We start from the raw sequence: 19,233 nt of genomic DNA, 5'->3' as shown, positions 1-19,233 counted from the left end.
TCAGCGGGCGGTATCCGTGGGAGGGCCCCACACCGCGCGTGCCCCGCTCTCGCCGATCAGTATCACCGTCACCACCGACCCGATGGCGACCACCACGATGGCGACGCCGAGGACGATGCCGATCCAGCGACCGCCATCCCCGGACAGGACGGGCGCCCTGCTCGCCGCCGCCGCCGCGATGCGCTCGTTGTGCAGCGCCCACCAGATGACGGTCAGCGCGAACAGCGGGCCCATCCAGTAGATCATCGTCTCGCCCAGTTCGGCGTGATGTTCGACGGCGTCGGAGTGTGGGATCTTCTTCTCCAGCGCCTCGCCCGCGGACGTCGTCAAGGGTATGGCGATGAGGGTCGCGAGTGCCATGAGCGGCACCAGGATTCCGAGTCGAGGCCGTGCCGCGGGCCAGACCACCACGGCAATCGCCATCAGCGCGGTCAGCGGGACGAGGACGACGACCACGTGCACGAGCAGGGGATGTACCGGCAAGCCGTTGATGGTGTCCACGACTGCGACGCTATCGGTTTCAAGCTGAAGCACTGCTGAGACGATCATGCCGACACCGAGATCGGTTCAGCCGCTGACGATGCCGGCGACCAGGTTGATGGTGGTGGCGAGGATGACCGCGCCGAAGACGTAGGAGATGAGGCAGTGCCGCAGCGCCATCGCCCGGATCGTCGGGTCGGAGACGCTGGTGTCGGAGACCTGGTAGGTCATGCCCAGGTTGTAGCTGAAGTAGAAGAAGTCGCGGAACGCTGGTGGCTCATCGGAATTGAAGTCGATGCCGCCCGAGGTCTCATGTCCGTAGTAGCGGTTGGCGTACCGGGCGGCATACATGAGGTGCAGGCTGGCCCATGCCATCAGGACTCCCCCGAAAGCGAGCGTTGCGGGCAGCCACTGTGCGTGGGTCCCGCCCTCCATCAACAATGCGACGATCCCGCCGACCGCTGCCACCGCCGCGACGGCGATGATGATCTCGTCGGCCAGTGGGCGAAAGTCTTCCCGCCGGGCCATTCGGCGGGTTTGTGTTGCGCTCATCGGCCAGAGCACACTCCACCCGAGTACGACGAACACCGCTCCGGTGGTGGCGATCGCCACCAGGAATCCGAACTTGACGTCGGCTCCGAGAAACCCGGTGGTGGTGCCGGCGAGGGTGCCGCCGACGAGAGCGATGAGCAGTCGCGGGTGAGAGGTCAGGATCCATGGCATGGGGACAGTGTGCGCCCCGAAATCGGTGTCGATCGACCGATGTAGTGGGCCGGGACCAAATCGGGGAGCCCCGACGTTGATGGTGATGACGCCGCAGCCGGCGGCGTTGACAGGAGGAATCGTGAGCTCCCACAACAGCAGGTCAACCGAGTATCGCAAGACCGCCGACGCCGTCGGGCGTCTCACCGGTGCGCAGTACCGGGTCACGCAACAGGACGGCACCGAACCAGCCTTCCGCAATGAGTACTGGGACAACCATGACGCCGGCATCTACGTCGACGTCGTGTCCGGACAGCCCCTGTTCTCGTCCACCGACAAGTACGACAGCGGAACCGGATGGCCCAGTTTCACCCGACCGATCGACGCGGACGCGGTCACCACCAAGTCCGATCGCACGCTCTGGATGCGTCGCACCGAGGTGCGTTCTTCCGGCGCCGACAGCCACCTCGGGCACGTCTTCGACGACGGGCCACGCGACGCGGGCGGGCAGCGCTACTGCATGAACTCGGCGGCACTTCGCTTCATCCCGGTCGACGAACTCGACGCCGAAGGATACGGCGACTTCCGTCAGCTTTTCGACACCACCGACACCGAGGAGAACTCATGACCGACACCGGACAGATCACCCGCCGCCCCGACACCGCGACCGCCGTCCTCGCGGGCGGCTGCTTCTGGGGCGTCGAGGACCTCATCCGACGTCAGCCCGGCGTGCTCGACACCCGCGTCGGGTACACGGGTGGACGCAACGACCACGCCACCTACCGCCACCATCCGGGGCACGCCGAGGCTGTCGAGATCGTCTTCGACCCGACGCAGACGTCGTATCGCGACATCCTCGCGTTCTTCTTCCAGATCCACGATCCGAGCACGCGGGATCGGCAGGGGAACGACGTCGGATCCAGCTATCGGTCGGCGATCTTCCCGCTGACCGACGAGCAGGAGAAGGTTGCGCGTGACACCATCGCCGACGTCGACGCGTCGGGCCTGTGGCCCGGTCCGGCGGTGACGACGATCGAGCCGGTCGGGCCGTTCTGGGAGGCCGAGCCGGAGCATCAGGACTACCTGGTGCGGTATCCGAACGGCTACACGTGCCACTTCCCGAGGGCCGGTTGGGTGTTGCCCAAGCGCAGTCCCTCCGCTCGCTGACTCGAAGAGTTCGGTGACCGCCCCGCTGACCTGCGGAAATGCTAGGACCCGGCCGCGACCGTCCCACTAAATCTAGGGGAGGAAGTTTCTTCCCCGATGTTCGGAGTCGTCCCCTAGATAATTTGCGGGGAGGACACCAAGGGTAGGGGAAGAGTTTCTTCCCCTACTTTTTGTGCGCCCGATGGGCCGGCGTCGCTCGACAGCACTGGCACGTCGGCCAGAGAACGGCGGCCGGTGATGACGCCTGAGGTTCTCACCGGTCGACCCGCAAGCGCCCGACCGCCGGCAGGAGCGATCGAGACCAGATCCGTTGTCCCAGATGACACCGCTGAGCCCCCAGATGCGGATATCTGCGTATCGATGCCCCACGGTGTCATCTGGGACAGCACATCCATCGCGGCGACCCTGCGCCGCGACCGATCAACACTTCCGGGCTCGACGGATCGCCGACGACCTCCGTACGCGGCGCGCAGGTTCGCACCTCGGTTCAGGGAGCGGAAGGGCGTAGGGCCATCTTCACGTCCCGGGCCGCGACCGTCGTCGAGAAGATCTGTGCGGCAAGGGCTATGGCGAGAACGGAAAAGGCGACGGTCCACGATCCGGTGAGGTCGTGCAGGCCGCCGACGGCGATCGGGCCGAATGCCGCCAAGATGTAGCCGAGGAACTGCGCCATCCCCGACACCTGACCGGTCTGCGCTGCGTTGTTGCTGCGCAACACCATGAACAGCAACGCAAGTCCGATCGACGACCCGGGTCCCGACATCACCAGGATGATCCAGAGCGCGGTCCAGGCGTCGGTGGTGAGCAGTCCCGCCATCCCCACGCCGCACGTGACGAGCACGGCGAAGGTCAGTGCGCGCTGATCGGCGAAGCGTCCGGCGATGATCGGGACGACGAGCGAACAGGTCAGCGCCACCACCTGCCCGAGTGCGAGGAGCCCGCCGGCGTCCGCGCGTGAATAGCCTTGGTCCATCAGGAAAGTCGGCAGCCACGCGGTGAACGTGTAGAAGATCAACGACTGCGCGCCCATGAAAACCGTGACCATCCAGGCGACCTTGTCGCGCCATACGCGACCGGTGCCCGCCGGCGTCTCGAGATGTATGCGGCTCATCTGAGGTACCCACACCGCAATCGCGATGAATGCCAGCACAACCCACGAGGTGATGGTGAGTCGCCAGTTTCCGTCGAACCCGTCGTAGATCGGCACGGTCAGTCCGGCAGCCAGCGCCGCTCCACCCGACAGCGTCATCGAGTACAGGCCGGTCATCAATCCGGAGCGGTGCGCGAAGTCACGCTTGATCAGCGCGGGCAGCACCACGTTGCACACACCGATGGCCGCCCCGATGAGGGCGGAGCCGACGAACAGTGCAGTCGTGTCGGGGACAAAACGCAGGAGCATGGCTGCGACGAGCAGTAGCAGCGAGCCGAAGATGGTGCGCTCGATACCGAATCGGGCTGCCAAACGCGGGGCGACGGGGGCGCTCAGACCGAAGAACAGCACGGGCAGTGTGGTGAGCAAACCCGCTGCGGCACTGCTGAAGTGCTGTTCGGCAGCAATGTCGTCGATCAGCGGCGCGACGGTGACCACGGCGGGACGGAGATTGGCCGCCACCAGCATGACGCCGACAGCCGTGATGACGGTGAGGAATCCGCGTGTCTGCCGATCGTCCGTGGCGGTGATCTGGGTGGTCATTCGATCGCCGCCAACGCGTCGTCGACATAGCGGAACACCGCTGCGCGGGCGGCATTCGCGTCACCGTCGGCGATCGCATCGAGAACGGCGGCGTGGCCTTCCGGATAGTCGTCGTGTGCCGACGTCGCTGCGGCCAGCGAAGGGTGGCTGCGTCGCATCGCTTCACCGATGCCGTCGTACAACTCGATCAGCAGCGCATTACCCGACGCAGCCACGATCGCGGTGTGGAACCGCAGGTCGGCGGCGACGTGGCGGTCGAGGTCGCCGTCATCCAGTGCCTGCTGCGCTCCGGTGAGATGGGCACGAATGGCGTCGACCTCGTCGGTGGTGGCACGAACAGCCGCGGCGGCTGCTGCTTCCGATTCGAGGGCGCGTCGTGTGGCGAGCAGGTCGGACAGTTCGACGGTCGGCGCGCATTGCTCGATGGCTGCGGTCAGTGGGTTGCGGCTGCGCACATAGGTGCCGTCGCCGCGTCGGGGAACCAGCAGCCCGGCGTGTTCGAGTGCTCGAACCGCCTCACGGATCGTGTTGCGTCCGACGCCGAAGTCGCGGACGAGATCGCCCTCCGGCGGTATCCGCGACCCGACCGCCCAGGCGCCGCTCCGGATGAGCTCGCGCATGCGGTCGTAGACCAGCGAACTCGTGCGCGGTGGCGGTGTGATCAGGGACATTGAAAGAGCCTAACATCCCATGTTTACGTCTCCGGTGTCTGAAGGCGGTGAAGCGCAGGCGATTAGTGCCGTAGATCTGTGCCACCCAGTGACTCCGATCTACGGCACACACCCGGTGCATGTCATCGACGCATGCATGCCGCATCCGTATCAATCCATGCGGAATTGGTGTTAGACGCGCATCGTCCCAGGACGTAGCGTCGGACGGGTAGACCGTATTCATCCTTCGACGATCCGGAAGCTCATGACCATCACCTCCACATCGCCCGGCATCGCCGACATGGCCGTGTACCCGGTCGCCGGACACGACAGCATGCTGCTCAACCTGAGCGGTGCGCACGCGCCGTTCTTCACGCGAAATCTCGTCGTGCTGACCGATTCCGACGGTCGGACCGGTGTCGGTGAGGTGCCCGGCGGCGAGGCGATTCGCACCACGCTGGAAGATGCGCGTTCGCTGATCGTGGGCCGTTCGGTCGGCACGTACCACGCCATCCTCGGCGACATTCGGAAGACGTTCGCGGGCCGCGATTCCGGCGGTCGAGGTGCGCAGACCTTCGACCTCCGCATCACCGTCCACGCGGTCACGGCCGTCGAATCCGCGCTTCTCGATCTGCTCGGTCAGTTCCTCGATGTCCCGGTGGCGGCGCTGCTGGGCGACGGGCAACAGCGGGATCGGGTCCAAGCGCTGGGATATCTGTTCTTCGTCGCGGATCGCACCAAGACCGACCTCGCCTACCGGTCCGCCGACGACGAGGCGACCGACGCCGACGACTGGATGCGCGTCCGGCACGAGGAGGCGTTGACACCCGAAGGCGTGGTCGCGCTGGCGGAGGCAGCCCAGAAGCGTTACGGATTCCAGGATTTCAAGCTCAAGGGCGGCGTGCTCGCGCCCGCGGAGGAGGCGGCCGCGGTACGCGCGCTCGCCGAACGGTTCCCGTCGGCGCGCGTCACGCTCGACCCCAACGGCGGCTGGTTGCTGAGCGAGGCGATCGAGATCGGCCGAGGGCTCAAAGACGTTCTGGCCTATGCCGAAGACCCGGTCGGACCCGAGGGCGCGTTCTCCGGCCGCGAGGTGATGGCCGAGTTCAAACGGGCCACCGGGCTGCCCACGGCGACCAACATGATCGCCACCGACTGGCGCGAAATGGGTCATGCCATCCGGGCCAACGCCGTCGACATCCCGCTCGCCGATCCGCACTTCTGGACGATGGCCGGCTCGGTGCGCGTCGCCCAGCTGTGTGACGCGTGGGGACTCACCTGGGGTTCGCATTCCAATAACCACTTCGACGTCTCGCTGGCCATGTTCACGCACGTTGCAGCGGCTGCACCCGGCGACGTGACCGCAATCGACACGCACTGGATTTGGCAGGACGGCCAGCGTCTGACGGTCGAGCCATACGAGATCGTCGACGGCTACCTGGCAGTGCCCGACAAGCCCGGGCTCGGCGTCGAACTCGACATGGAACGAGTGCACGAAGCGCACGAGCTGTACCAGCGTGAAGGCCTCGGAGCGCGTGACGACGCCGTGGGCATGCAGTTCCTCATCCCCGGGTGGACCTTCGACAGCAAGAAGCCCGCGCTCTACCGGAGTTGATCCGAGTTCGGTGGCCGACCCGGCTGACCCTGCGGAAGTCTGTACCTGGGAGGCCGGCCAAGTGCGCATTGCGCTTGGTCTGGCGCAGCGGTACAGATTCCCGACGCGGCTGCGTTAGTGTGATCCAACGGGCATCGTGACGTGCGGTGTCACGATGCCGGAAGTGGATCGATGTTCTCACTGTCGCGCCTGAGTTGCTTCATCGCCGTCGCCGAGGAACTGCACTTCGGCCGGGCCGCGGAGCGTCTGCACATGACCCAGCCGCCGCTGTCCCGACAGATCCAGCAACTCGAGCACGAGCTCGGTGTGCAGCTGATCGAACGCAGCAGCCGCGCGGTGTCGCTGACCGCGGCCGGGTCGGCGTTTCTCCCCGATGCCCGACGCATCGTCGCCCTCGCCGAGAGTGCGGCGCTCACCGTCCAGCGTGTTCCCGCCGGCGACCTGGGCACGGTGACGGTCGGATTCACCGGGGCGTCGGCCCGTGCCGTCCTCCCGCGGCTCATGCAGCGCGCTCGCGAAATGTTGCCCGATGTCCGGCTCGTGCTGCGAGAAATGGTCACCGCGGCCCAGATCGAGGGTCTCGCCGGGGGCGACCTCGACCTCGGCATCGTTCGACCCCCCGTGTCCCGGCCCGGCATCCTGACCCGACCGCTGCATCACGAACGACTGGTGGCCGCCGTCCCCGCCGACCACCCCCTCGCGAACGTCGAGCACCTGACCATCGAGGACTTCGACGCCCAGCCTGTCATCATGTATTCACCAACGGACGCAAGATATTTCAATGAACTGCTGATCAGCACTTTCACCGCGGTCGGGGCGTCGCCCCGCTACGTCCAGTTCGTCACGCAGGTCCACACGATGCTGGTGCTGGTGCATTCCGGCCTGGGACTGGCACTGGTTCCGGAGTCGGCGATGACCATGCATCCCGACGGCGTCGTGTTCAAAGAGGTCAGAGCCGTACGCGACCGTCCGGTTCAGATGAACGTGGCCTGGCGGGCCGACAACACCAATCCGGCGCTACATCGATTGATGAAAGATGTTCTGCCGGAGCGGGAGTGGATCTGACAGGGTAGTTCCTCAAACAGCTGCGCGCACCGGGGGTTTGACGGCGACGACGGGGCACTGGGCATCGAGCAGGACGCGCTGGACGACGCTGCCGGTCAACAGTTTTCCGACGGGGGAGCGGCGTCGCTGTCCGATCACGAGGAGTTCGACGTCGTCGTCGTAGGAGGCGTCGATGAGGGCGTCGGCGTGCGACAACCCGTTGTCCTTCTCGGCGACACGGTAGTTGACGTCGTCGGCGCCGGCCGTGCTGCGCGCGGTCTCCAGGTCGACCACGAAGTCGGTCGACGACGAGCTGTCGCCGTCGGCCACGACCACCACGTCGGTGTTGCGCATGCGGGCCTCGGCAAAGCCGAAGGGCAGTGCACCGCGACCCTCGGTGGTCGGCATGTAGCTGAGTACGACGCTCATCATGCGTCCTTTCGGGCAGTCGGACGACGCGGTTCGACGACGGGGGTCACGAGGTCGCCGATCTCCAGATAGGTGTCGAGATTCTGCAAGGTCAGGGCTTCCATCGCGGCGCGGGTCTCGACCGTCCCGCTTGCGAGGTGGGGCAGTAGCACCACGTTGTCCATGTTGATCAGGGCGGCCGGCACGTGTGGTTCCCGCGCGAAGACGTCGAGGCCCGCGCCGGCCAGCTGCCCGGACTGGAGAAGGTCGATGAGTGCGTCTTCGTCGACGACGCTCCCGCGTGCGACGTTGACGAGAAAACCGTTGGGGCCGAGTGCTTCCAGAACCTCACGACCGACCAGATGCCGAGTGCCGGACCCGCCGGCGGCGGCCACGATCAACACGTCCACGTCGCGGGCCAGGTCCATTGCCGAGCCGACGTAGCGGTACGGAGAACCGCTGACCTCGCGGCGGTTGTGGTAGGCAATGACGCAATCGAATGCGCTGAGCCGCTTGGCGATTGCCGAACCGATGCGACCCAGACCGATGATGCCGACGCGGGCGCCCGACACCTTGCGGGCCAACGGCACGTTGCCCTCCACCGGCCAGCGGCCCGCCCGGACATAGCGGTCGGCGGCGGTGAATCCGCGCATTGTGTCGAGGACCAGGCCCACGGCGGTGTCGGCGACGCAGTCGTTGAGGACGTCGGGGGTGTTGCTCACCCCGATTCCCAGCTCCGTGGCCCGGCCCACGTCGGTGGTGTCGTAGCCGACGCCGAAGTGGATGATCGCGCCCAGGTTGGGCAGTGCGGCCATCAACTCGGCGTCGACGCCGGTCCGGCCGGAGGTGACCACTGCGGTGATCTTGTCGGCGTGTGTGGCCAGGAACTGCGCCCGCATGGGCCCATCGGGCAGCAGATCCGCGTCGTAGTGCTCAGAGAGCGTCTCCTCCAATGAAGGCTTGAGCGGGCCGACCCGCAGCACGGTGCCGGAGTCCGACGAAAAGTGCTGTCGTGCAACGACTTCTTCGGATGTGTCCGTACTGGCGAGGCTGCTGCTCATCGGTCCTCCTCGACCGGTTGCGGACATATGGGTGTCCTGGGCTGATGAATCCACGGTAGGACTGCCTGGGAATACCTGTCCAACACGCAAATAACATGGATCGATGCCCAAACGGCATTGACTCGGCCGCGACGATTCAGCGACTCGATCGGCGTGTCGGGAAACCAACAGGTCAGGCCGGTTTTCGGGGTCCGAATCATGCTCTACGTCGAGTCCGCCGAACCGCCCGGTAACCCTCGAAATGGCCATGTGCAGGGGTTTTGTGCTGTTGACGGTTCCGTTCGACCGCTCTTAGCGTGTGTCTACCGTCACACAACGTGGCCTCAGCCCCCACGAATCACTCGACAGCTCTTCATCGGAGGTTCTCATGCAGATGGCGTCCAAGCGCTCCTCGCGACGCCAGGCCGGCGTGCTCGCCGCGGCAGCAGCCGTCGCGCTGTTGGCCGTCAGTGGCTGCAGCGTCGCCAACACGACCCAGAGCGAGAGCGCGAGCCCCAACACGCTGCGCATCGTGCTCCCGCAGGAGCCGCCGACGCTGGAGCCGTGCGACGCCTCGCTCACCGCGACCGGTGTGGTGGTGCGGTCCAACATCACCGAACCGCTGATCGAGCGCGATCCCAACAGCGGAACGCTGCTGCCGAAGCTGGCGAGTTCCTGGAAGCAGGTCGAACCCAATGTGTGGCGGTTCACCATGGTCGACGGGGTGAAGTTCAGCAACGGTGCTCCGTTCACCGCCGAGGACGCGGCGTTCTCGATCAAGCGGACGTTCAACGGTGCGATCGGCTGCGACGTCAATGGATATGTGTTCGACGACAGCAAGATCGAGGTCACCACCCCGGACGCCAAGACCGTCGAACTCCGCACAGAAGCGCCGGACCCCATTCTGCCGCTGCGCGTTTCGTTCATCGAGATGGTTCCGCGCACCACCGATGCCGGTGACAAGGTCCGCGAACCCGTCGGCACCGGGCCGTACATGGTGGACTTCTGGGATTCCGGCCAGCGAATCGTTTTGAAGGCCAATCCGAACTACCACGGACAGGCGCCGCAATACACGCGGGCCGTGTACCAGTGGCGTACCGAGGGCAGCGTGCGTGCCGCGATGGTCGCCAACGACGAGGCCGACATCGCGACCCAGTTGGGTCCCGAGGACGGCGCGGGCGACCTCGGTATCGCCTACACCAACAACGAGACCACCGCACTGCGCATGCAGGGCACCGACGCCCCGCTCAACGACTTCCGCGTCCGCGAGGCCATCGACCTCTCGATCAATCGCGCCGGGATCGTCAAGGCGCTGTTCCAGAATCTTGGTACGCCCGCCGCCCAACTCGTCGGCAAGGGCATCGTCGGTTACAACGACACGTTGACACCGACGCCATACGACCTCGACAGGGCGAAGAGTCTCATCGACGACGCGCGTGCCGCCGGCGTCCCCGTCGACCGGCAGATCCGTCTGATCGGGCGCACGGGTCAGTTCCCCAAGATCAACGAGACCATTGAGAACATTCAATACACCCTCTCCAAGATCGGGCTCGACGTGAAGATCGAGATGATGGACACCTCCGGTCAGATGCAGTACCAGACAAGGCCGTTCGTTGCCGGCTCAGGACCCGTCCTGCTCATGATCATGCACGGCAATCAGGCCGGTGACACACAGTTCACCCTCGATCAGTACATGCTGTCCGACGGGTATCAGAGCACCTTCGGCACCGCCGCCTACGACCGGGAGATCCGCGCTGCGGAGGCACTCACCGGCCCGCCCCGACAGGCCGCGCTGGCGCAGGTCCTCGCCAACGAACCGATCCAGATCCGCCAGTACGCCTACATCGCGCACATGCAAGCGGTCCTCGCCAAGTCGAAAAAGGTTTCCTACAAGCCGAATTCGGCGACCGGTGACGAGATGCGTCTGGCCGAGATGACCCACGCCGATTCCGACAACGACTGATCAGCGACAGTCACGAACAAGATAAGGCCCACGATGTTCACCTTCCTCCGACGCCGGATGTTCACCAGCCTCATCCCGCTGATCATCGTCCTGTTCGGCGTGTTCTTCATGGCGCGACTGACCGGCGATCCCACCAATCTCTACCTGCCGGTCTCCGCGACCGACGAGCAGCGCGCCGAGTTCGCGGCCGCCAATGGGCTCGACAAACCCATGTGGCAACAGATGGTCGACTACTTCTCCGGCGTCCTCCATCTCGACTTCGGCGAGTCCCTCAAGACCGGCCAGGATGCCGCGGCCATGGCGCTCAAGGCATTTCCGGCGACCCTGCAGCTGGCCTTCATGACGCTGGTGCTGTCGATCCTCGGTTCGGTCATCATCGGATGCTGGGCCGCCTACCGACCCAACTCGTTGGCCGACCGCTTCTCGAGTCTGCTGTCGATGACCGCGGCGAGCGTCCCCGATTTCTGGTTCGCGATCACCGGCATCTGGATCTTCGCGGTCGTGCTGGGATGGCTGCCGACGTCGGGCACCGGTGGGATGCTCGCCTGGGTACTGCCCATCGCGACCCTGATGATCCGGCCGCTCGGCGTGCTGACGCAGGTGGTGCGCGGGGCCATGGTGTCGGCGCTGTCGGCCCCCTACGTGAAGGTGGCGCGCAGTAAAGGCGCCGGCGACCTACGGGTCGTCACCCACCACGCCCTGCGCAACGCCGCCGCACCCGCGCTGACCGTCGCCGGCGACCTCGCCGTCGGACTGATCAACGGTGCCGTGGTGGTGGAAGCCATCTTCGGGTGGCCCGGCATCGGCAAGCTGATGATCGACTCCATCTTGCAGCGCGACTTCGCAGTCCTGCAGGCGGCCGTACTGCTCACTGCCGTCAGCATTTTCATCCTGAACATCGCCATCGACGCCGGGTTGGCGCTTCTCGACCCGCGTGTTCGTGACAAGGCCACGGTCTAAAGGTCTAGGAGGACCCAGATGTCGATCGTCACCGAACCCCTCGACCCGACCAGCCCTGTCGCGTCGACCGACCCGATGGGCGACTCGGTCGCCGCCAAGAAGGTGCCGTCGAGCAAGTTGCCGTTGTGGCGACTTCTCTTGCGGGACAAGCTCGCCACCGTGGCCGCGGTGATCCTCGGGATCGCCCTGTTCACGGCGATCTTCGGCCCATGGCTGGTGGGCGACGCCGCGACCGAGCAGAACCTCGACGAGTCGAATCTGCCGCCGTTCAACCTCGACACCGGCGCGATGAACTTCCTCGGCACCGACCCCCTCGGCCGCAGCATGTTCGCGCGGTTGGTGGTGGCCTGCCAGACCACGCTGATGGTGTCCGTTCCCGCGGTGGTGATCTCGTGCGTCATCGGCTCGGCGATCGGCATGTGGGCCGGCTATCACCGGGGCTGGCGGGAAACCTTCGCCATGCGCGTCGCAGACGTCATCATGAGCTTCCCGTCGTTGCTGCTGGCAGTGGTCATCCTCTACGTGTTCTCGCCGAGCGCGGCCAACATCGTTGCGGTCCTGGCCATCACCCGCATCCCGATCTACCTGCGCACCGCCCGCGCCGAATCCGCCGAACTGCAGAGCCGCGTCTTCGTCGACGCCGCACGAACATTCGGCGCCAGTAGTGGGCGCATCCTGCGCGGTCACGTGCTTCCCATCCTGCTGCCGACCTTGTTGACCGTGGCTACGCTCGACTTCTGCTACGTGATGCTCGCCGAATCGTCACTGTCGTTCCTGGGCATCGGCATCCAGCCGCCCGAGGTGAGCTGGGGTCTGATGGTGTCGCAGGGCCGGACGTACCTACAGACCGCGTGGTGGCTCTCGTTCTTCCCCGGTCTGGCCATCGTCGTCACGACGGTCTCGGCGACGATCCTCGCGGCATGGGCTCGCATTGCCACCGATCCCGGTCAGCGCTGGCGCCTGACCACCCCCAAAGCCCGTAAGCGCTTCTTCTCCTCACGAAAGGCCGTGCGATGAGTGCACCCACCCTTGACCGGAAATCGCGCACGGACGAACTTGTCGCCCTTGAGGTTTCCGACCTGACCGTCGATCTGCGCACGCCGACCGGGACCGTGCGGGCCGTCGACCACGTCTCTTTCCTGGCCCGACGCGGCGAGACCCTCGCTCTCCTCGGAGAATCGGGCTGCGGCAAGTCGATGACCGCGCAAGCGCTGGTCGGTCTGCTCGACCCCATCGCGGAGATCTCCGACGGCTCCATCAACCTCGACGACGTCGACCTGGTGACCGCGTCAGCCGGCAAACGCCGCGACATGGCCGGCACCGAACTGGCCATCGTCTTCCAGGACGCGCTCACGGCACTGAATCCCGTCTACACGGTGGGAACCCAACTGGCCGAACCGTTTCGCATCCACCGCAAGATGTGCCGCAAGCAGGCGCGCCATGAGGCCATCGAACTGATGCGCCACGTCGGGATTCCGGAACCGGAGACGCGCATCGACTCTTACCCCCATCAGTTCTCCGGCGGTATGCGGCAGCGGCTGCTGATCGCGATGGCGGTTGCCCTGAGCCCCAAGGTACTTCTCGCCGACGAGCCGACGACCGCGCTCGACGTCACCGTCCAGGCGCAGATCATGGCGCTGCTCGCGCGGCTGCGCACCGAACACGACATGGCGGTGGTACTCATCACCCACGACCTGGCCCTGGTGGCCGAACAGGCCGACCGGGTGGCGATCATGTACGCCGGCAACGTCGTCGAAACCGGCACGGTTGCCGAGGTGTTCGGCAATCCCAAGCATCCCTACACGAAGGGGCTGCTCGACTCGGTCCCGGTGAGCGCCGAGCGCGGTGCCGATCTCAAGTCCATCGGCGGGACACCACCGGACCTGCACTCGATCCCGACCGGCTGCGTCTACCAGGCGCGCTGCCCACTGGCACGCGGACGATGCGTCCAAGAACGACCGACTCTGCAATCGGTAGGTGAAGGCCGCAAAGCAGCCTGCCATTTCCCGGAGGAGACCAGCAATGCCTGAACAACAGTCTGAACGCGACCCAGCCCAGGTCCTCGAAGTCCGTGACGTCGGCAAGACATTCACGGTGTCGGGAAAGTCTGGGCGCAAGCAGCTCCGCGCGCTCGACGGCATCAACCTCGACCTGCGCAAGGGGGAGACCCTCGGTCTGGTCGGTGAATCCGGCTGCGGCAAGTCCACACTCGCACGCACTCTGATGATGCTCGAGCGGCCCGACGACGGTACCGTGCGCTGGGACGGCACCGATCCGTACCGGCTCAAGGGCAAGGACCTGGTTGCTCTACGACGCAAGGTGCAGATGGTCTTCCAAGACCCGTACGCATCACTGAACGCGCGCATGAACGCGGCCGAGATCATCTCCGAACCGTGGCGTACGCATCGAGATCTGTACCCGCGCAAGCGGGATCGCGCAGCCCGCGTTCGCGAGCTGCTGCATCTGGTCGGTCTGCGACCCAGCGACGAACACCGTAGCCCCCAGGAGTTCTCCGGCGGCCAGCGTCAGCGACTCGGGATTGCGCGCGCGCTCGCGCTCAACCCCGAGGTGATCATCTGCGACGAGCCGGTCTCGGCACTCGATCTGTCGGTACAGGCGCAGGTTCTCAACCTGCTCAACGACCTTCAACATGAACTCGACATCTCCTATATCTTCATCTCGCACGACCTGTCGGTGGTGCGGCACGTCGCCGACCGCGTCGCTGTGATGTACCTCGGTAGGATCGTCGAAACCGGCAGCACCGAATCGGTTTTCGATCATCCGGCGCACCCGTACACCGAAGCCCTGATGTCGGCGGCGCCGTCACTGGATGCGACGCACCGTCGCGAACGGATCCTGTTGTCGGGTGAGGTTCCGTCGCCGCTGAACCCGCCGTCGGGCTGCCGATTCCGGACCCGATGCGCGCATGCCACCGACATCTGCGCGACGCAGTTGCCGCCGATCGTGGACGATCTGGCCGACGCCGGCCACGTCGCCGAGTGCTATCACCCGCGTGGTCGCGTCGCCCTCGGGACGCCCGCGGTCGCATGACCGTGGCCATCCTGGCCGTGGTGACCGTGACGGTGTGCCTCGCCGCGTGTATGCAGGCGTCGATCGGCTTCGGCATGGGCATGCTCGCAGCGCCGGTGGTGGCCCTGGTGGCGCCAGAGTTGTTGCCGGGCACGCTCATCGCGTCGGCCACCGTGGTCACGCTGATGGTGGTGGTGAAAGAGCGGGAAGCGCTCGACCTGCGTGGCACGGGATGGGCGTTGGTCGGACGAATCCCGGGCACCATCGCCGGTGCACTGCTGCTGGTTTGGCTTCCCGAGCGCGGACTGGCGCTGATGCTTGCCGGTGTGGTGCTCGGCGGTGTGGTCCTTGCCGCGCTGGGCTGGCAACCGCGTCCGCGTCGGCGTGCGCTGGCCACCGCGGGGGCCGCGTCGGGCTTGCTCGGTACCGCCACCTCGATCGGCGGACCGCCGATGGCCTTGGTGATGTCGGGCTCCGAAGGTGCCCGCGTGCGCAGCAATATGAGCGCGTTCTTCCTGGTGGGCAGTCTCATGTCGCTGGGTGCCTTGGCGGCTGCGGGTCACCTCCATCGGGAGATCGCGGTGGCGTTTGTCGTACTCATTCCGGCAGTCGTGGTCGGCTACTTCGCATCCCGCTACGTGAATCGCCTGCTCGACGCCAAGCGGTTGCGCACCGTGTCCATCGTGGTGTCGACGATCGGTGCGTTGCTGCTCATCGGGCAGCAGATCCTATTCTTCAAGGAGTTGCCGTGAAGGTCGTCATTGGTGAACGAAACGTACTGCCACACAAGGAACTCTTTCTGTCTCTGCTCGACACGGCAGATCTAGAGTTCTCCTGGCACGAGAGTTTTGACGAGAGCCGTCTGGTCGACGACATCGGCGACGCAGATGTGTACATCGGCGGGCGGGTGACTCCGGCCATGGCGAGAGCCGGTACGGGACTGCGACTCGTGCATGCGGTCGGGGCGGGCACCGACAAGGTGAGTACCGCGGACTTGCCGGCCGGCACCATGGTGGCCAACACGTTTCATCACGAGGATGCGATCGCCGAGTACGTGGTCTCGTCCGCGGTGATGCTGCGACGCGGCCTCCTGCGCCAGGATGCAGAACTGCGCAGGAACAACTGGGCGACCTCGGTCTACCGCGACGGTCTGGCGCAGCCACACACGCTGCGCAACGCGATGATCGGTTATGTGGGCTTTGGTCACATCGGCCGGCGCAGCGCGGAGTTGTTCGCTGCCTTCGCTGCCCGTGGTTGTGCAGTCACCGGGTCCGGTCGTATCACCGAACCTGCTGGCCTGGAATGGTATTCGAACACCGACGAGCTCAAGCGGCTCATGCACGAGTCGGACGTGGTGGTGGTCTCGGCGCCGCTGAACGAACGCACCGAGGGCATGATCGGCGCCGAGGAACTGTCCTGTCTCGGGTCCGACGGGATTCTGATCAATGTCGGTCGCGGGCCCCTCATCGCTGAACGAGATCTGTACGAATCGTTGCGAGACAACGTCATCGGAGGCGCGGCGATCGACGTCTGGTATCGATACCCCGCCGGTGGCGATCGCGCCGAACCGTCGGACCTGCCCTTCGCGCAGCTGCCGAATCTGTTGATGACGCCGCACACTTCGGGAGTGAGTGCCGAGACGTTCGTCGGGCGGGTACACGATGTCGCCGACAACATCCGACGCCTCGTCGACGGCCGGCCGCTGGATCGAATTGTGTGGCCGCCGGCGGGTAGTAACCCTGCGACCTAGGTCGATACGGTGTAAGCATCGATGGGCACTGAATTTGACTTGGACATGAATGGATAACCGGACTTACCGTCAGAACATGGCACCGATCGCGGCGAGCGATCCCCACCGCGATCGGCGCCACTCCACCACCGCACAGTCGACGAATCGGCGAAGGAAGACACAGATGACGACCGCAGAACGGACCGGGACACTGACCGGGCAGATGATCATCGCCGGTGAGTACGTCACCGGAACCGGCCGGGCGATCCAGGCCGTGAATCCGGCAACCGACAAACTGCTGACGCCCGCGTACGGGCATGGCGATGCCGCCGACGTCGAACGCGCGACCGCGGCCGCGTGGCAGGCGTTCGGCCCGTACCGCAACACCACCTCGGCCGACCGTGCGCACTTCCTGGACACCATCGCCGACAACGTCGACGCGGCACGCGACGAGCTGGTCGAGCGGGCAACCGCCGAGACCGGACTCCCCGCCGCCCGGATCACCGGTGAGGTCGGCCGCACCAGCGGGCAGTTGCGGCTCTTCGCGAGCGTGCTGCGGGAGGGCAGCTGGCACGGCGCACGTATCGACCCGGCGCTGCCGGACCGGACGCCGTTGCCCCGTCCCGACATCCGCCAGCGCCGCATCCCCCTCGGGCCGGTGGCGGTGTTCGGCGCCAGCAACTTTCCCCTCGCGTTTTCCGTCGCCGGCGGCGACACGGCCTCGGCCCTGGCCGCCGGCTGCCCGGTCGTGGTGAAGGCCCATGACGCCCATCCGGGAACCTCGGAACTGGTGGGCCAGGCCATCACCGCCGCTATCGCGGCCACCGGCATGCCTGCGGGCACCTTCTCCCTCCTGTACGGCGCGGGTTCGGAACTCGGTGTCGCGCTGGTCACCGACCCGAACATCAAGGCCGTCGGCTTCACCGGATCTCGTTCGGGTGGTACAGCTCTCGTTCGTGCAGCGGCAGCCCGCCCCGAGCCGATCCCGGTCTACGCGGAGATGAGCTCGATCAATCCGGTGTATCCACTGGCGGGCGCACTCCGTGCGGATGCTGCGGGTCTCGGCAAGGCCTTCGTCGGTTCGCTGACGATGGGTTCGGGACAGTTCTGCACCAACCCCGGCCTGGTGATCGCGGTCGACGGCCCCGACCTGGACACCTTCATCGAATCCGCTGCCCAGGCCGTGGCCGCCTGTAGTCCGACCCCGATGCTGACGCCGAACATCGCGCGGTCGTACTCCGCCGGCGTCGACGAATTCGACAAGGCGGCAACGGTGGTGGCGCGAGGTGAACAGCCCGATGGCCCCAACGCATGCCGTGCGGCATTGTTCGCCACCGACGCCGACACCTTCCTCGCGTCATCCGAGTTGCAGGACGAGATCTTCGGAGCGTCGAGCCTGATCGTCAAATGCCGAGACCAGCAGCAGGTGCGCGAGGTCACCACCAAGCTGGAAGGCCAGCTGACGGCGACCGTCCATGCGGCCGACGGCGATCACGCCGCCGCCGCCGACCTCGTGAGCGATCTGGAACTCAAGGCCGGTCGAATCCTGTTCAACGGCTGGCCCACCGGCGTCGAGGTGGGGCACGCGATGGTGCACGGCGGGCCGTATCCGTCGACCTCCGACAGCCGGACCACCTCCGTCGGATCGCTGGCGATCGAACGATTCCTGCGACCCGTTGCCTATCAGGACGTCCCCGACGCCCTGCGGCCTGCCGCCATCGCCGACGGCAACCCCGAACACATCTGGCGCCGCATCGACGGCGAACTCACCCGCGACTGACCACACACAGAAATTCAAGGAGCTCACCATGCTTGACGGCGTACTGTTCTTCCCCGTCACACCCTTCGGCCCCGACGGCGAGGTCGACTACGACCGTCTCGTCGAGCACATCGACCGCGGTGTCGCAGCCGGCCCCGGCGGCGTCTTCGTCGCCTGCGGCACCGGCGAATTCCATGCGCTCGGCCTGCGCGAGTTCGGCGAGATCGTGCGCCGCACCGTCGAGACCGTCGGCGGTCGGGTGCCGGTGTTCGCCGGTGCCGGCGGTTCGCTGGTCCAGGCCAAGGAATTCGCGGCCAGTGCCAAGGCGAATGGTGCCGACGGAATCCTTTTGCTCCCACCGTATCTCGTCACCATGCCGCCGGCCGGACTCGTCGAGTACACGCGCGCCGTCGCATCGACCACCGACCTGCCGGTCATCGTCTACAACCGTGGCAACGCGGTCTTCGACGAAGCCGCCGCGATCAAGGTCGCCCAGCTGCCCACCGTCATCGGATTCAAGGACGGCACAGGCGATCTCGACAACGTGTCGCGGATCGTGATCGCCGTGAAGGCTGCCTTGGCAGATTCCGGCAAGGAGTTCCTGTTCTTCAACGGCCTGCCGACCGCCGAGATCACCCAGCAGGCCTACCGCGCCATCGGCGTGACCCTGTACTCGTCGGCGACCTTCGCCTTCGCGCCGGAACTGGCCCTCGCGTTCTACAACTCGCTGGAAACCGGCAACACCGAACTCACCGAGGCGTTGCTGCGGGACTTCTTCCACCCACTCGTGCGCCTGCGCAACAAGGTTCCCGGGTATGCGGTGTCGCTGGTGAAGGAGGGCGTGACCATGGAAGGTATCGACGCCGGACCAGTACGCGCACCTCTCGTCGGACTCACCGACGAGCATCGCGCGGAACTCGAACGAATCACCGCCGCTGGTCGTGCCGTCCTGGCCGGTTCGCTGGCCACCAGCGCGGCCGTCTGAGGCAGCCG

At 66.0% G+C, this 19,233-nt stretch carries 19 protein-coding genes; 13 read left to right on the top strand and 6 right to left on the bottom strand.

Features of this window, described 5'->3' with window-relative positions; translation table 11 throughout:
* The gene (locus tag ABZW74_RS02680) at positions 1–501 is read right to left on the bottom strand and encodes a DUF2231 domain-containing protein (protein WP_240860932.1); all 501 of its coding nucleotides are present in this window, start codon (positions 499–501) and stop codon (positions 1–3) included.
* A gap of 66 nt (positions 502–567) precedes the next feature.
* Positions 568–1,203, bottom strand: a complete 636-nt coding sequence (locus tag ABZW74_RS02675) for a DUF1345 domain-containing protein (protein ID WP_240860934.1) — start codon at positions 1,201–1,203, stop codon at positions 568–570.
* Between the two features lie 121 nt (positions 1,204–1,324).
* Between ABZW74_RS02675 and msrB the strand changes: the two genes are divergently transcribed.
* Both msrB and msrA read left to right on the top strand, forming a co-directional pair.
* Positions 1,325–1,810 carry a peptide-methionine (R)-S-oxide reductase MsrB gene (msrB, locus tag ABZW74_RS02670; RefSeq protein ID WP_240860936.1) on the top strand — a complete coding sequence of 162 codons (486 nt, stop codon included), beginning with the start codon at positions 1,325–1,327 and terminating at the stop codon, positions 1,808–1,810.
* Positions 1,807–2,349 carry a peptide-methionine (S)-S-oxide reductase MsrA gene (gene msrA, locus ABZW74_RS02665; protein WP_355273611.1) on the top strand — a complete coding sequence of 181 codons (543 nt, stop codon included), beginning with the start codon at positions 1,807–1,809 and terminating at the stop codon, positions 2,347–2,349. The genes msrB and msrA overlap by 4 nt, the downstream gene beginning before the upstream one ends.
* A 487-nt stretch (positions 2,350–2,836) precedes the next feature.
* Here the strand turns inward: msrA and ABZW74_RS02660 are convergent, their stop codons facing one another.
* Both ABZW74_RS02660 and ABZW74_RS02655 read right to left on the bottom strand, forming a co-directional pair.
* A complete protein-coding gene (locus ABZW74_RS02660; protein ID WP_355273609.1) occupies positions 2,837–4,042 on the bottom strand; it encodes an MFS transporter in 1,206 nt (401 codons plus the stop codon).
* The gene (locus tag ABZW74_RS02655) at positions 4,039–4,713 is read right to left on the bottom strand and encodes a FadR/GntR family transcriptional regulator (RefSeq protein WP_240860941.1); all 675 of its coding nucleotides are present in this window, start codon (positions 4,711–4,713) and stop codon (positions 4,039–4,041) included. The genes ABZW74_RS02660 and ABZW74_RS02655 overlap by 4 nt, the downstream gene beginning before the upstream one ends.
* Positions 4,714–4,957: 244 nt before the next feature.
* On the opposite strand from ABZW74_RS02655, the gene ABZW74_RS02650 reads away from it, so the two are divergent.
* Together ABZW74_RS02650 and ABZW74_RS02645 are read left to right on the top strand one after the other, a co-directional pair.
* Positions 4,958–6,307 carry an enolase C-terminal domain-like protein gene (locus ABZW74_RS02650; RefSeq protein ID WP_355273607.1) on the top strand — a complete coding sequence of 450 codons (1,350 nt, stop codon included), beginning with the start codon at positions 4,958–4,960 and terminating at the stop codon, positions 6,305–6,307.
* A 171-nt stretch (positions 6,308–6,478) separates the two neighbouring features.
* Positions 6,479–7,372 carry a LysR substrate-binding domain-containing protein gene (locus tag ABZW74_RS02645; RefSeq protein WP_355273605.1) on the top strand — a complete coding sequence of 298 codons (894 nt, stop codon included), beginning with the start codon at positions 6,479–6,481 and terminating at the stop codon, positions 7,370–7,372.
* A 12-nt stretch (positions 7,373–7,384) separates the two neighbouring features.
* Here the strand turns inward: ABZW74_RS02645 and ABZW74_RS02640 are convergent, their stop codons facing one another.
* Both ABZW74_RS02640 and ABZW74_RS02635 read right to left on the bottom strand, forming a co-directional pair.
* Positions 7,385–7,780, bottom strand: a complete 396-nt coding sequence (locus ABZW74_RS02640; protein ID WP_355273603.1) for a universal stress protein — start codon at positions 7,778–7,780, stop codon at positions 7,385–7,387.
* Positions 7,780–8,820 (bottom strand): 2-hydroxyacid dehydrogenase, encoded by a 1,041-nt coding sequence (locus ABZW74_RS02635; protein WP_355273600.1) that lies wholly within the window; start codon positions 8,818–8,820, stop codon positions 7,780–7,782. Before ABZW74_RS02635 ends, ABZW74_RS02640 begins: the two co-directional genes overlap by 1 nt.
* Positions 8,821–9,187: 367 nt before the next feature.
* On the opposite strand from ABZW74_RS02635, the gene ABZW74_RS02630 reads away from it, so the two are divergent.
* The 9 genes from ABZW74_RS02630 to ABZW74_RS02590 all read left to right on the top strand — a co-directional run bounded on the left by ABZW74_RS02630 (position 9,188) and on the right by ABZW74_RS02590 (position 19,225).
* Complete coding sequence (locus ABZW74_RS02630) at positions 9,188–10,762, top strand: ABC transporter substrate-binding protein (RefSeq protein ID WP_240860951.1); 1,575 nt, start codon at positions 9,188–9,190, stop codon at positions 10,760–10,762.
* Between the two features lie 33 nt (positions 10,763–10,795).
* The gene (locus ABZW74_RS02625; protein WP_240860953.1) at positions 10,796–11,722 is read left to right on the top strand and encodes an ABC transporter permease; all 927 of its coding nucleotides are present in this window, start codon (positions 10,796–10,798) and stop codon (positions 11,720–11,722) included.
* Positions 11,723–11,740: 18 nt separating this feature from the next.
* A complete protein-coding gene (locus tag ABZW74_RS02620) occupies positions 11,741–12,739 on the top strand; it encodes an ABC transporter permease (protein ID WP_355273596.1) in 999 nt (332 codons plus the stop codon).
* Positions 12,736–13,752 (top strand): ABC transporter ATP-binding protein, encoded by a 1,017-nt coding sequence (locus ABZW74_RS02615; protein WP_240860957.1) that lies wholly within the window; start codon positions 12,736–12,738, stop codon positions 13,750–13,752. Before ABZW74_RS02620 ends, ABZW74_RS02615 begins: the two co-directional genes overlap by 4 nt.
* Entirely contained in the window at positions 13,745–14,773 is a 1,029-nt protein-coding gene (locus ABZW74_RS02610; protein ID WP_355273592.1) for an oligopeptide/dipeptide ABC transporter ATP-binding protein, read from the top strand. The genes ABZW74_RS02615 and ABZW74_RS02610 overlap by 8 nt, the downstream gene beginning before the upstream one ends.
* On the top strand, positions 14,770–15,504 hold the full coding sequence (locus ABZW74_RS02605; protein WP_240860961.1) for a sulfite exporter TauE/SafE family protein: 735 nt from the start codon (positions 14,770–14,772) through the stop codon (positions 15,502–15,504). The genes ABZW74_RS02610 and ABZW74_RS02605 overlap by 4 nt, the downstream gene beginning before the upstream one ends.
* Positions 15,501–16,502 carry a 2-hydroxyacid dehydrogenase gene (locus tag ABZW74_RS02600; RefSeq protein WP_240860963.1) on the top strand — a complete coding sequence of 334 codons (1,002 nt, stop codon included), beginning with the start codon at positions 15,501–15,503 and terminating at the stop codon, positions 16,500–16,502. Before ABZW74_RS02605 ends, ABZW74_RS02600 begins: the two co-directional genes overlap by 4 nt.
* A 163-nt stretch (positions 16,503–16,665) precedes the next feature.
* Positions 16,666–18,261 (top strand): aldehyde dehydrogenase (NADP(+)), encoded by a 1,596-nt coding sequence (locus ABZW74_RS02595; protein ID WP_355273589.1) that lies wholly within the window; start codon positions 16,666–16,668, stop codon positions 18,259–18,261.
* A 28-nt stretch (positions 18,262–18,289) separates the two neighbouring features.
* Positions 18,290–19,225 (top strand): 5-dehydro-4-deoxyglucarate dehydratase, encoded by a 936-nt coding sequence (locus tag ABZW74_RS02590; RefSeq protein WP_240860966.1) that lies wholly within the window; start codon positions 18,290–18,292, stop codon positions 19,223–19,225.
* The last annotated feature ends 8 nt before the right edge of the window (positions 19,226–19,233 follow it).

This window comes from Gordonia sp. NPDC003585 (assembly GCF_040610755.1).
Taxonomy (GTDB): Bacteria; Actinomycetota; Actinomycetes; order Mycobacteriales; family Mycobacteriaceae; genus Gordonia.
The sequence above is the reverse complement of the archived record's forward strand: the minus strand, read 5'-3'. Positions and strand labels throughout refer to the sequence as shown.